This is a genomic window from Mesorhizobium sp. M4B.F.Ca.ET.017.02.2.1, from assembly GCF_003998955.1.
Classification (GTDB): domain Bacteria; phylum Pseudomonadota; class Alphaproteobacteria; order Rhizobiales; family Rhizobiaceae; genus Mesorhizobium; species Mesorhizobium abyssinicae.
The window spans coordinates 1-13,396 of sequence record NZ_RZOF01000155.1 but is presented as its reverse complement, the minus strand read 5'-3'; the positions used below and the strand labels follow the sequence as shown (position 1 = coordinate 13,396).

The window sequence follows — 13,396 nt, the reverse complement described above, 5'->3', positions numbered from 1 at the left end:
CGATCTTGATGAACTCTTGCGGCAGGCCGCGCGCGATCAGCCGGTCGGGATGATTGTCCGAGACCAGCTTGCGGTAGCGCTTCCTGACCTCATCGAAGGGCTTTCCCCGTTCGATGCCGAGCACGACATAGGGGTCGCCGGCGCCGAGATTGACGTGCCTAGCCAGGATGCTCTGGTAATGCGCCTCGTCGATACGGAAAATCTCGGCGATGCGGTGCAGGAACTGGCCTTCGCGCTCATGGATCAATCCATCGGCCTTGGCGATGTGGAACAGGCCGTCGAGTATGTCCTCCAGCATCATGCAGTTCGTATGGCCGGAACCGCAAAGCTGCGCCATGCGCTGCGCGTAGATCTCGAAACCGGCCACGTCGCGCTTGGCCAGGTCATAGAGCCGCGCCACGTTCCGTGTCTCTTTCGGCGGCACCTCGAATATTTCCTGGAAGGCGCGCACCTCATCCTGGGTGACCACGCCGTCGGCCTTGGCCATCTTGGCCGAGAGCGCGATCATCGCCACCGAAAAAGCGACGCGGCGGCGCAGATCGGCATCTCCGGAGAAAACCGTCCGCACGGCTTCGACGACATCGGCGACACCCGATGACGTTGAAGCCGTGACACGAGCGATGAAGTCGCCAAGGCGGTCCCAAATCGACATGAGGCTTCTTAGTGCGAACCGGCCGCCGCTATCAAGCGAAGACAGTGCCGCAGGCCCAACCGATTTGACGACGGCGCCCAACAAGGCGCCCGATTCGAAAAGAGAAGGCCGGCGTGAAGCCGGCCTTCTTCGTCAACGCATCAGATTACTGCGCAGGGGGTGTTGCCGGAGCCGGCTCGGCAGGCTTCGTTGCGTCAGGAGCAGCCGGAGCCGCCGGCTTCATCGGTTCCTCGGCGGCCGGCGGATTGGTGCTCTGGGTGGTGGTGTTGTCGGTGCCGCTGTCGCTGCACGCCGCAACCCCAAGCAACGCTAGCGCCGAAAGGGACGCCAGAATGAGCTTGTTCATGATATCTCTCCTTCACCTGACGCTCACATTGTGGTGAGCAGTCGAAGGGGAAATGCATCAGCCGGCCTGGAGTTTCGTAACGTTGCATTTCCGCATGTAACATCATCCGGGCGGTTGCCGGCCGCAGCATTGCACACTAACAGGACAGGCCAAGCACCAGATTGCGCAGGGAAAATGCCGGGAGCCGCGATGACTGAAAAGTGGGATTTCTGGATCGACCGCGGCGGCACTTTCACCGACGTCATCGGCCGCGACCCGCAAGGCGGGTTGCACCCCCGCAAGCTGCTGTCCGAAAATCCCGAAGCCTATGCAGACGCCGCCATCCAGGGCATTCGCGACCTGCTTGGGCTGAAATCCGGCGCCGCCATTCCGTCAGGCCTGATCGGCGACATCAAGATGGGCACCACTGTCGCCACCAATGCGCTGCTGGAGCGCAAGGGCGACCGAGTGCTCCTGCTCATCAGCAAGGGTTTTCGCGACGCGCTTCGCATCGCCTATCAGGCGCGTCCGGATATCTTCGCCAAGGAGATCATGCTGCCCGAGCAGCTCTATGAGCGCGTCATCGAGATCGACGAGCGCGTGCGCGCCGACGGCCGCGTCGAACGCCTGCTCGACATTGCAGCCTGCCGCCCGGCAATCGAACAGGCCAGGGCCGACGGCATCGATGCGGTCGCCATCGTCTTCATGCATGCCTGGAAATATCCGGACCACGAGAAGGCCGTCGCGAAAGTCTGTCGCAACCTCGGCTTCGGCCAGGTCTCGGTCAGCCACGAAGTGTCGCCGCTGATCAAGCTGGTCGGCCGCGGCGACACCACCGTGGTCGATGCCTATCTGTCGCCGATCCTGTCGCGCTACGTGCAAAGGGTGGCAGGGGAATTGGGCGCCGGCCCCCGCCTGATGTTCATGATGTCGTCAGGCGGCCTCACCGCCGCCGACATGTTCCAGGGCAAGGACGCGCTGTTGTCCGGCCCAGCCGGCGGCGTCGTCGGCATGGTCGAGACGGCGAAGCTCGCCGGCTTCGGCAAAGTCATCGGCTTCGACATGGGCGGCACCTCGACCGACGTCGCCCACTATGACGGCGAATATGAGCGCGCCTTCGACACCGAGGTCGCCGGCGTGCGCATCCGCGCGCCGATGATGCGCATCCATACCGTTGCCGCGGGCGGTGGCTCGATCCTGCATTATGAGGCCGGCCGCTTCCGCGCCGGTCCGGATTCCGCAGGCGCCAATCCCGGCCCTGCCGCTTACCGGCGCGGCGGCCCGCTCGCCGTGACCGACGCCAATGTCATGCTTGGCAAGCTGCAGCCCGATTTCTTCCCGGCGATCTTCGGTCCCGGCCAGGACCAGCCGCTCGACGTCGACACCGTGCGCGATAAATTCACCGCGCTTGCCGCCGAGATCGGCGATGGCCGCACGCCGGAAGCTGTCGCCGAAGGCTTCGTCACAATCGCCGTCGAGAACATGGCCAACGCCATCAAGAAGATCTCGGTGCAGCGCGGCTATGACGTCACCGAATATCTCTTGAACTGCTTTGGCGGCGCCGGCGGCCAGCATGCTTGCCTGGTCGCCGATGCGCTCGGCATGGAAGCGGTGCTGATCCATCCCTTCTCCGGCCTGCTTTCGGCCTATGGCATCGGCCTGTCGTCGGTCTTTGCCTCGCGCCAGCAGGCGCTGCTCAAGCCGCTCGCCGACGAATCCAGGACGGAGATCGACGCGCTCATCGCGACCTTGAGGAAAGCCGTCATCGCCGAGCTCGCGGCACAAGGCATCGCCGAGGGCGCCGTCGCCTCCCGGCCGGTGCTGCAGATCCGCTATGACGGCACCGACACAGCGCTGCCGGTGAACTTCGTGGACGGTTCGATCTTCCAGGCCAGACGCGATTTCGAAGCTGCCCACAAGGCGCAGTTCGGATTCGTCTATGACGACAAGCCAATGATCGTCGAGACCGTCGGCGTCGAAGGCACCGATACCGGCGGGGGTGGCCGTGATGAAACTGAATCGACAACAGAGGATCTGGCCGCAAGTCCTTCCAGGACTCGCAAAATCTTCACCGAAGGCGAATGGCGAGAGGCGGGCATCTTTCACCGCGAGGCGCTCGCCCCCGGAAACTGGGTCGCTGGCCCTGCGCTGACCATCGAGCCCAACCAGACGATCGTCGTGGAGCCGGGCTGGCGGGCCGAGATCACCGCCAGGAACCATGTGCTGTTGCGACGGACCGAGAAGAAACGCCGCCAGGCGGCGCTCGGCACCGAAGCCGATCCGGTCATGCTGGAGGTCTTCAACAACCTCTTCATGTCGATCGCCGAGCAGATGGGCGTGACGCTGCAGAACACCGCCTATTCGGTCAACATCAAGGAGCGGCTGGATTTCTCCTGCGCCGTGTTCGACCGCCATGGCGCGCTGGTCGCCAATGCGCCGCACATGCCGGTGCATCTCGGCTCCATGGACCGCTCGGTCGAGACCATCATTCGCCTCAATTCCGGCGACATCCATCCGGGCGACGTCTTCGCCCTCAACGCGCCCTACAATGGCGGCACGCACCTGCCCGACATCACCGTGGTGACGCCGGTGTTCGATGACGCGCGCAAGGAGATCCTGTTCTGGGCGGCCTCGCGCGGCCACCACGCCGATGTCGGCGGCACCGCACCCGGATCGATGACGCCTTTGGCCACCACGGTCGACGAGGAAGGCGTGCTGTTTGACAATTTCCGCATCGTCGATCGCGGCCGGTTCCGCGAGAAGGAACTGGAGACGCTGCTCACCGACCACCCCTACCCGGCGCGCAATCCGCACCAGAACATCGCCGACCTCAAGGCGCAGATCGCCGCCAACGAGAAGGGCGTGGCCGAATTGCGCAAGATGGTCGCGCATTTCGGTCTCGATGTCGTCGAGGCCTATATGGGCCACGTCCAGGACAACGCCGCCGAAAGCGTGCGTCGCGTGCTGGAACGGCTGCCCGACACCTCCGAGTATGAATATCCGACCGACACCGGTCAGGTGATCAAGGTCAGGATCTCGGTCGACCGGGAAAAGCGCGAGGCGATCGTCGACTTCACTGGCACCTCGCCGGTCATGAAGAACAATTTCAACGCGCCGGAACCCGTCGCGCGCGCCGCCGTGCTCTATGCCTTCCGCGTCATGGTCGAGGACATGATCCCGATGAATGCGGGGTGCCTCAGGCCGATCAACATCGTCATCCCCGATGGCTGCATGCTGAAGCCCGCCTATCCGGCGGCCGTCGTCGCCGGCAATGTCGAGACCTCGCAGCATGTGACCAATGCGCTGTTCGGCGCCATGGGCGCGATAGCCAATGCGCAAGGGACGATGAACAACCTCACCTTCGGCAACAAGCAGTACCAGTATTACGAGACGATCTGTTCGGGCTCGCCCGCCGGGCGGATGAACTCCGGCCGCGGCTTTGCCGGCACCTCCGGCGTCCATACCCATATGACGAACTCCCGCCTCACCGACCCGGAAGTGCTGGAATTGCGCTTCCCCGTGCTGCTCGAAGATTTCCACATCCGCGAAGGCTCCGGCGGCAAGGGCAAGTGGGATGCCGGCGACGGCACTAAGCGCACCATCCGTTTCCTTGAAAAGATGGAATGCGCGATCCTGTCCTCACACCGCAACCGGCCGCCGCAGGGCCTGGACGGCGGCGGCGATGGCGAAGCGGGCTCGACCAAGGTCCGTCGCAACAGCGGCGCTGTCGACGTGCTGAAGGCCTGTGACCAGACCGTGCTCGACGCCGGCGAGGCCGTCATCGTCACCACGCCGACGCCTGGAGGGTTCGGCAAGGCATAAGGAGGCTTCGAGAACTCGCCACGGCAAGTCAGGTGGCGTGGCTTTCGAGAACCCGAGCGGAGCGGACATTGAAGTCCGTGAGCTTCGCGCATGACCCCGAAATCGAAATCGATTTCGGAAAGGATCATGCGCAAACAAAGATGCTACAGCGTCCTTTGCGCGTCCTTGTGGACGCGCGGCGCTGTAGTAAGCGCAGAAAGTCGCGTCAGATGACCGCCGCAGTAGAATTATCGAGGCCTCCGTCTGTCACCGGCCTGTCATAACGCTGCGCTACCCGCTTGCGCCAATGCAAACGGGGAATCACCTTGCCATGACGGACGTTTCCGGAGATCTGGTTTTTCGTCGCGGCAAGGAAGTTGGAAAAGCCGTCTATCAGAACCGCCCGCTGTCGAAGGCCGGCATGTCGGAGCGGCTCTTCGCCTTCCTGTTTTCCGGCCTCGTCTATCCGCAGATCTGGGAAGACCCCGATGTCGACATGGAGGCCATGCAGCTCGGCGCCGGCCACCGCATCGTCACCATCGCCTCGGGCGGCTGCAACATCCTCGCCTATCTCACCCGCTCGCCCGAACGGATCGACGCCGTCGACCTCAACGCCGCCCATATCGCGCTGAACCGCATGAAGCTCGAGGCGGTGCGCCGCCTGCCCTCGCAGGGCGACCTGTTCCGCTTCTTCGGCGCCACCGACACCAGCCACAATTCGGAAGCCTACGACCGCTTCATCGCCCCGCATCTCGATCCGGTCAGCCGCCACTACTGGGAGCGCCGTAACTGGCGCGGCCGCCGGCGCATCGAGGTCTTCGACCGCAATTTCTACCAGACCGGCCTGCTCGGCCTGTTCATCGCCATGGGCCATCGCGTCGGCAAGTTCTTTGGCGTCGACCCCGCGGGCATCATGCAGGCCGGCAACATCGGCGAGCAGCGCCGCTTCTTCAACGAGGAGCTGGCGCCGGTTTTCGAAAAGCCGCTGCTGAAATGGGCGACGTCGCGCAAGGCGTCGCTGTTCGGTCTCGGCATTCCGCCGGCGCAGTACGATTCGCTGATCACCTCGGGCGACGGCACGATGGCGAGCGTGCTCAAGGCCAGGCTGGAAAAGCTCGCCTGCGATTTCCCGCTGAACACCAATTATTTCGCCTGGCAGGCCTTTGCCCGCCGCTATCCCGAGCCCGGCGAGGCAGCACTCCCCGCCTATCTGGAGAAGCGCAATTACAAGGTGATCCGCGACAACATCGACCGCGTCGCCATCAACCACACCAACCTGATCGAGTTCCTCGCCGGCAAGGATGCGGGCGCGGTCGACCGCTTCATCCTGCTCGACGCGCAGGACTGGATGACCGACGACCAGCTCAACGCGCTGTGGGCGGAGATCACCCGCACGGCATCGGCCGGCGCCCGTGTCATCTTCCGCACGGCGGCCGAGCCCAGCCTGCTGCCCGGTCGCGTCTCCAACTCGCTGCTTGGCCAGTGGAGCTACGAGGCCGAGGCCTCGCGCGACTTCTCGGCGCGCGACCGTTCGGCCATTTATGGCGGCTTCCACCTCTATGTGAAGCGCTGATGAGCACCACTGAACTGCCCGCCAGCCATGCCGAGCTGATGGACGGTGTCTATCGCTGGCAGCGCCACATCTATGACCTCACCCGCAAATACTATCTGCTCGGCCGCGACCGGCTGATATCAGGGCTGGACGTGCCGCAAGGCGGCACAGTGCTCGAGCTCGGCTGCGGCACGGGCCGCAACATCATCCTCGCGGCCCGCCGCTATCCCGAGGCGCGCTTCTTCGGCCTCGATATTTCGGCGGAAATGCTGGAGACGGCGAGCGCGGCCATCGCTCGCGAAAACCTGTCCGACCGCGTCGCGCTGGCGCGCGGCGACGCCACCGATTTCGACGCCGGCGCGCTGTTTGGCGTCGCGCGTTTCGACCGCGTCTTCGTGTCCTATTCACTGTCGATGATCCCCGGCTGGGAAAAGACGATTTCCGAGGCGCTCGCCGCGCTTGCGCCCGGCGGTTCGCTGCATGTCGTCGATTTCGGCCAGCAGGAAGGCCTGCCGCGCTGGTTCCGCGCGCTGCTGCGCGGCTGGCTCAAGAAATTCCACGTGACGCCGCGTGAATCGCTGCGCGAGGTCCTGGAATCGGAATCTCGGCGAACCGGCGCAAGCTTCCATTTCAGAACGCTTTATCGCGGCTACGCCTGGCTTGGGGTGATCGGCGCAGCCAAGTAGTCAGTGCAGCGCCTTGACCAACGCTCCCAGCATCGCCTGCGGTCGATAGCCAAGCTTAGCCGGCGTCAGGCCAAGCCGCACCACCACCAACTGCTCCGATGGGATGATGGCGACTGTCTGTCCGTCATGCCCCTCCATCCAATAGGTGTCCTTGGGCAGGCCGGCCGCGGCGCCGGCTCCGGGGTTCTCCTCATCGCCCGGCCCTTCGATCCACACCTGGCCCTTGCCGTAGACCTTGGAGGCCGCCGCCGGCTCCCGCATCCAGTCGACGAAGCCGGCGGGCAGCAGCTGATTGCCGTTCCAGGCCCCGCCCTGCAGCAGGAACTGGCCGAAGCGCGCCCAGTCCTGCGCCGTGGCGTAGAGATAGGACGAGCCGACAAAGCTGCCCTGCTCGTCGGTCTCGAGCACGGCGCTGTGCATGCCGATCGGCTCGAACAGCGCCTTCCGCGGCCAGATTAGCGCCTTCGCCTTGTCGCCGACGGCGTCCTGCCACAGCCGCGACAGCATCACCGCCGTGCCGCTCGAATAGGAAAACACCTTGCCGACCTCGCCGGTCAGCGGCTTGGCTTCGGCGAAGCCGGCCATGTCGGGTTCGAGATAGAGCATGCGCGTCACATCGGCGACGTCGCCGTAATCCTCGTTGAACTCCAGCCCGCTCGACATCGCCATCAGGTCGGCGAGGCTGATGGCGGCGCGGCCGTCCGCCTTCCACGGCGCGAACAGGCCCTTGTTGTCGATCGCCATCTTGCCGTCCTTGACCAGCGTGCCGACGATCGCGGCATTGACCGTCTTGGTCATCGACCAGCCGAGCAGCGGCGTCTTTGCCGAAAAGCCCTCGCCATAGCGCTCGGCGACGATATGGCCGTTCTTCACCACCACCACGGCGCGCATGCCGGCGCCGGCCATGGCCCCGTCGTCGACGATCTTCGCGATTTCTGGATTCTGCGAGGCGTCCACCCGCTCACCCTCCGGCCACAGCGCATCCTGCCTGGTAGCGGCCGGCTCGGCGTAGATCGCCGTCTGCCTCGCCTTGCCGGTGTTGCCGTCCGGGACCGTAGCGCAGCCCAGTCCGTCGCGCGCGACGGCCACACTTTTGCCGAGCACGCCGAACAGGCCTGCCGACACCATGCCGCGTTCCTTGTCGATGGACACCTTCATCAGCCTGAGCAGCGGATGGCCCGGCGCCTGGACGTCGACGGCCAGCACCTCGTTGGCGTCGCGCCCGGCGATGAAGACGTTCGAGCACACGATCTTGGCCGAATAGCCGGAACCGACGCGGATCAATTCGGGTGGCGCGACATAGAGCCAGGCGACCAGCGCGCCTATCGCCAGCACGATCAGGCCGAGCAGCCATTTAACGATCTTGACAACGATCCGCATCTCACCCCCTGCGTGTGGCGCCCGATTTATGCCATCGATTTGCCGCCATTGCTGCCTCAAAATCGCGGCTGTTGTCGAGCGCCGTCAACCGAATATCAACCATGATCGGCGATCAACGGAGAGGGCTGGACGATCCTGTGGGGCGATCGTCCGGCGGGCCTGACAAAGGGGGCCATCTGCAACGACCCATCAGCGGCCGGCTGAACCCGGCTCAGGAGTAGCGATGCGCCGTCTTGCGGCTCTCATCATGCTGACGCTGCTGGGCGCCTGCTCGACCGTCGACGACCTCACGCCGGTGATGTCCTCGAGCAGTCCGATGGTTGCGGTGCGCGCGCCGCGCTTCGAGGACTCCAAGCCGCACGAGTGGGACAGCGGCGCGCCGTGGAACTACGCCATCCACGGCACCGATGTTTCCAAATACCAGACATCCGTGGACTGGCCGGCGGCCAAGGCGAGCGGCATTTCCTTCGCGTTCATCAAGGCGACCGAAGGCGGCGACCGCTTCGACGAGTATTTCAACGAGCATTGGGCGCGCACCAAGGCCTCGGCGATTCCGCGCGCCGCCTATCATTTCTTCTATTTCTGCACGCCCGCCGCCACCCAGGCGCGCTGGTTCATCGCCAATGTCCCGAAAGACCGTTCCGCGATGCCGCCGGTGCTGGACATGGAATGGAACCCGAAATCGCCGACCTGCCGGCTGCGTCCCGACCCGGCCACCGTGCGCGCGGAAATGACGACTTTCCTCGAAATGGTCGAGCGGCACTACGGCAAGAAGCCGATCATCTACACCTCGATCGACTTCTTCGACGACAACGGCCTGGCGAACTTCCGCGGCTACCCTTACTGGCTGCGCTCGGTCGCCGGCCATCCGCGCCAGAAGTACGGCAGCCACCCCTTCACCTTCTGGCAATATACCGGAACCGGCATCGTTCCGGGCATGACCGGCAAATCCGATATCAACGTTTTCAACGGCTCGGAAGCCGCCTGGAACAGGTGGCTGCGGCAGAACACCCGTTGACATAAGCCGTCCTGCCTGCTTTTCGACACGACCAGCGGCGATGTATTGAGCTGCTGGCAGTCCGGAGCGGCGTACCAGGCGGGTGCCCGAGGACGCTCCTGAGCTTTGAATTCACGCATGGTCCTGGCCAGAACCGGTTCGGGTTCGGCGGGGCGTGCGCCGGCTTCGAAAGGGAAGCGATGCGATTGCGTGTTGAAATCTTGGCGGCGCTGGTTGTCGGCGCTCTTGCCTGGCCGGCGGCGGCGCAGGAGTGCGGGGACGATTTCAACACCTGGAAACAGGGCGTGGCGGCGGAAGCCAAGGCGGCCGGCGTCGGCGCTGTCGGCCTCGATGCGCTGGAACAGGCGAGCCTCGACGACAAGGTCCTGGCGCGCGACCGCGCCCAGGGCGTCTTCACCCAGACCTTCACCGAATTCTCCAACCGCATGATCTCGACCTACCGCCTGAAGCAGGGCGCGGCCAATCTGAAGAAATACACCGACGTCTTCGCGCGCGCCGACCAGGAATTCGGCGTCCAGGCGCCCGTCATCGCCGCCTTCTGGGCGCTCGAGACCGACTTCGGCGCCGTCCAGGGCGATTTCCACACGCTGAGCGCGCTGGTGACGCTCTCGCATGACTGCCGCCGGCCGCAGCTTTTCCGACCCCAGCTCGTGCCTTTGCTGACGCTGATCGATCGCGGCGTGCTGCCGGCCGACGTGACCGGCGCCTGGGCCGGCGAGATCGGCCAGACGCAGATCCTGCCGACCGACTACCTTGCCCGCGGTGTCGACGGCGACGGCGACGGCATCGTCGACCTGCGTCACAGCGTGCCGGACGTGATCATGACCACGGCCAACAAGGTGCTGTCGCGCGGCTGGAAGCGCGACCAGCCCTGGATCGAGGAAGTCCGGGCGCCCGACGACATGCCGTGGGACCAGACCGGCCGCACCAACAAGCTGCCTTTATCGCAATGGACGCAATGGGGCGTCACCAACCCGGACGGCTCCCCGCTTGTCGACAATGGCCTTAAGGCCGGGCTGGCCCTGCCGATGGGCCGCAAGGGACCGGCCTTCCTCACCTACGACAATTTCGATGTCTATCTCGAATGGAACCAGTCCTTCACCTACGCGCTGACCGCGGCCAACCTCGCCGCCCGGCTGGCGGGCGCCCCGCAGCTCAATCCACGCAATCCCGAACCCGGCCTCAGCGGCGATCAGATGAAGGCGCTGCAGACGAAGCTTGAAGCCAAGGGCTATGACGTCGGCACCGTCGACGGCATCCTTGGCACCAACACCCGCGAGGCAATCCGCAAGGAGCAAATGCGGCTTGGCCTGCCGGTGGACGGCTGGCCGACGCCGGAGCTTCTGGCGAGACTGTAAGATGAGGGATTAGGCAGTAGGCAATAGGCAATAGGAACTGAAGCAGAGACTGGAGAACCTCCTACTGCCTACTGCCTACTGCCTACTGCCTACTGCCTACTGCCTACTGCCTACTGCCTACTGCCTACTGCCTACTGCCTACCGCCTAACTCGCCATTGTCTCCAAACTCGCAAATCCCTGCGGCGCGTCGCCCTCGTCGAACGGTGTCGTCACCTCGACGAAAGTGTCGGGGAAGAAGCCGTTGAAGCGTGTCCTCAGCGACAGCGAGTAGGCGCCGATATGGCCGATCTCGATCCAGTCGCCGGTGTCGACCGTCTCCGGCAGCCAGAACGGCCTGGACAGAATATCGACGGAATCGCAGGTCGCGCCGCAGACCTTGAACGGCACGATGTTGTTCTCCTCGCCATTGCGCGAACGGATCGCGGGGTCCGGAATGAAACGCGCCGGCAGCGTGATCTTGCCGGTCCATGAATCCGACAGCGACGCCCAGATGCCGTCATTGATGTAGAGCCGCTTGCCCTTGCGCAAGAGCACGCGCACGATCAGCGACAGGCAGCGCGCCACGATCACCCGTCCCGGCTCCGCTACCAGCGGCATCTGGTCGAACTGGTATTCCTTGATGTCGCCCGACAGCCGCGACATGATCTGGCCGAGCGATGGCATTTCGACCTGCTTGCGGTTGGGATCATGGCCATACTCGGCCGGAAAGCCGCCACCGACATCGAGCCCGGCAATGTCGAAGGTCAGCCGGTTGCGCACCCAGTCGGCCGAGGCCAGCGCCCGCTCATAGGTGTCGGGATCCTCGATCTGGCTGCCGACATGGAAGCAGAGGCCGACCTTGTAGCCGGTGCGGTTGAGCCTCTCGGCGAGTTCTACCGCATAGGCCGGACCGGCGCCGAACTTCTTCGACAGTTCGTAGGCCGCCGACCCCTTCGTCTGGATGCGCACGAAGACGGTGATTGCGCCGGGATCGATGTCGAGCGCGCGCACCACCCTGGTCAGCTTGGTGATCTCGTCCTCATGGTCGAGCGAGATGACGCGAATGCCGTATTTCTCCAGCGCCAGCTTGATGTCCGACTGCGCCTTGATCGGATGCATGTAGAGCATCTCGGCATCGGGCGAGACGGCACGCACGGCGGCGAACTCGCCGGGCGAAGCCACGTCGAAAGCGGTGACGCCGGCCTCGACCAGCGCCTTCAGCACGATCTGCTCGCCATTGGTCTTGACCGCATAGGCCGTCTTGCCGGGAAACATGCCCATGAACTGCAGGGCGTCGGCCTTCAACACCTGAGGGCGAAAGCAATAGACGGGATCGTCCGGACGAAGCGCCAACGCCGCCTCGCGGGCATTCTCGAATCGCTGCATGGACGAATCCTTCGAACTAGGCTGCGCACAATTAATCCAAGCTAGCGGCTAAAGAAAACAATTCTGTGTCTCGGTTTGTTACCGCTGCCGGGTTACGCCTATTGCGGGAGGAGCTAGGCCAGCCGTCAGGTTTCGGGTGGCCCTTGCTTCGGAACCGCATATGGCTTGAAGGACATTCGACAGGATCGGCATTCCGACGGTCCGGGAGGACAGGCATATGGCAACAGCAGCAGCCACCGCCACGGCACGCGGCCCGATGACGCTCGCTGACTGGGGACAGTTGCTTTTGCTCGGCGCGATCTGGGGCGGTTCGTTCTTCTTCGCCCGCATTGCCGTCTCGGAGCTTTCGCCCCTTGTTCTGGTGCTGTTTCGCGTCGCCATCGCGGCGACAGCGCTCCAGCTCTATCTCGCCGTGCGCGGCCCTTCGTTCCGCCTCGCCTTCCCGCATGCAGGCCTGTTCTTCCTGCTGGCGCTCGCCAACAACGTCGTCCCCTTCTCACTGATCTTCGCCGGCCAGACAGAACTTGGCGCCGGCATCGCCTCGGTACTCAACGCCACCACGCCGTTCTGGACTTTGGTCCTCGCCAATGCGCTGACATCGGACGAGAAACTGTCCTGGAACAAGCTTGCCGGCATTGCGCTCGGCATTGCCGGCACGGCGGTGATGATCGGTCCCGGCCTGCTCGCCGGGCTTGGCGGTCCGGTCTGGGCGAAGTTCGCGCTGATCGGCGCCTCGCTTTCCTACGCCGTCGCGCTGATGATTGCCCGTCGCTTCAAGGGCGTGCCCTCGCCGGTGATCGCCACCGGACAATTGACCGCCTCAACCATCATCATGATCCCGGTCGTGCTCATCGCCCATGGCCCTGCCGGTCTGTTCTCGGCCTCGCCGCCAGTCTGGGCGGCGGTGCTGGGGCTGGCTCTGCTCTCAACCGCCTTCGCCTACATTCTCTATTTCAACCTCGTCGCCCCGGCCGGCGCCACCAACGCCTCGCTTGTCACGCTCATCGTGCCGGTCAGCGCCATGCTGCTCGGCTTCCTGTTCCTTGGCGAGCGACTCGAATTGTTCGAAATGGGCGGCATGGCATTGATCGGACTTGGCCTGATCACCATAGACGGGCGCTTGTTCGGCCAACGCTGAAGGCGCGTTGTTCGTTAGAACGAAACGGCGATCTAGATCCTTTGATTGACTCCCGCATCGCGCATTCCTACCGGACGTCGATGCTGCAAGGCCGTCCGAGTCGACCCTGGTAGCGCTGCC

The 13,396-nt window shown here is 64.4% G+C and carries 10 protein-coding genes; 6 read left to right on the top strand and 4 right to left on the bottom strand.

The window, feature by feature from the left end; translation table 11 throughout:
- On the bottom strand, positions 1-652 hold a 652-nt coding region (locus EN738_RS18950), incomplete at its 3' end, for a DnaJ family molecular chaperone (protein WP_145966876.1).
- Positions 653-797: 145 nt separating this feature from the next.
- The gene (locus EN738_RS18945; protein WP_127285031.1) at positions 798-998 is read right to left on the bottom strand and encodes a hypothetical protein; all 201 of its coding nucleotides are present in this window, start codon (positions 996-998) and stop codon (positions 798-800) included.
- 189 nt (positions 999-1,187) lie between these two features.
- Here EN738_RS18945 and EN738_RS18940 point away from each other — a divergent pair, with 189 nt between their 5' ends.
- The 3 genes from EN738_RS18940 to EN738_RS18930 all read left to right on the top strand — a co-directional run bounded on the left by EN738_RS18940 (position 1,188) and on the right by EN738_RS18930 (position 7,016).
- The gene (locus EN738_RS18940) at positions 1,188-4,799 is read left to right on the top strand and encodes a hydantoinase B/oxoprolinase family protein (protein WP_127285030.1); all 3,612 of its coding nucleotides are present in this window, start codon (positions 1,188-1,190) and stop codon (positions 4,797-4,799) included.
- A gap of 310 nt (positions 4,800-5,109) precedes the next feature.
- Positions 5,110-6,351, top strand: coding sequence for a DUF3419 family protein (locus tag EN738_RS18935; RefSeq protein ID WP_245494574.1), 1,242 nt, complete (start codon positions 5,110-5,112; stop codon positions 6,349-6,351).
- Positions 6,351-7,016: a class I SAM-dependent methyltransferase gene (locus EN738_RS18930; RefSeq protein ID WP_127285028.1), complete on the top strand. Its 666-nt coding sequence runs from the start codon at positions 6,351-6,353 to the stop codon at positions 7,014-7,016. Before EN738_RS18935 ends, EN738_RS18930 begins: the two co-directional genes overlap by 1 nt.
- On the opposite strand, the gene EN738_RS18925 is transcribed toward EN738_RS18930, so the two are convergent.
- On the bottom strand, positions 7,017-8,396 hold the full coding sequence (locus EN738_RS18925; RefSeq protein ID WP_127285027.1) for a serine hydrolase: 1,380 nt from the start codon (positions 8,394-8,396) through the stop codon (positions 7,017-7,019). It lies immediately after the preceding gene.
- Positions 8,397-8,619: 223 nt separating this feature from the next.
- Between EN738_RS18925 and EN738_RS18920 the strand changes: the two genes are divergently transcribed.
- Both EN738_RS18920 and EN738_RS18915 read left to right on the top strand, forming a co-directional pair.
- A complete protein-coding gene (locus EN738_RS18920) occupies positions 8,620-9,414 on the top strand; it encodes a GH25 family lysozyme (RefSeq protein ID WP_127285026.1) in 795 nt (264 codons plus the stop codon).
- A gap of 179 nt (positions 9,415-9,593) precedes the next feature.
- The gene (locus EN738_RS18915) at positions 9,594-10,772 is read left to right on the top strand and encodes a lytic murein transglycosylase (RefSeq protein WP_127285025.1); all 1,179 of its coding nucleotides are present in this window, start codon (positions 9,594-9,596) and stop codon (positions 10,770-10,772) included.
- Positions 10,773-10,917: 145 nt separating this feature from the next.
- Here the strand turns inward: EN738_RS18915 and EN738_RS18910 are convergent, their stop codons facing one another.
- The gene (locus EN738_RS18910; RefSeq protein ID WP_127285024.1) at positions 10,918-12,138 is read right to left on the bottom strand and encodes an alanine racemase; all 1,221 of its coding nucleotides are present in this window, start codon (positions 12,136-12,138) and stop codon (positions 10,918-10,920) included.
- 217 nt (positions 12,139-12,355) lie between these two features.
- Between EN738_RS18910 and EN738_RS18905 the strand changes: the two genes are divergently transcribed.
- The gene (locus EN738_RS18905; protein WP_127285023.1) at positions 12,356-13,276 is read left to right on the top strand and encodes a DMT family transporter; all 921 of its coding nucleotides are present in this window, start codon (positions 12,356-12,358) and stop codon (positions 13,274-13,276) included.
- The last annotated feature ends 120 nt before the right edge of the window (positions 13,277-13,396 follow it).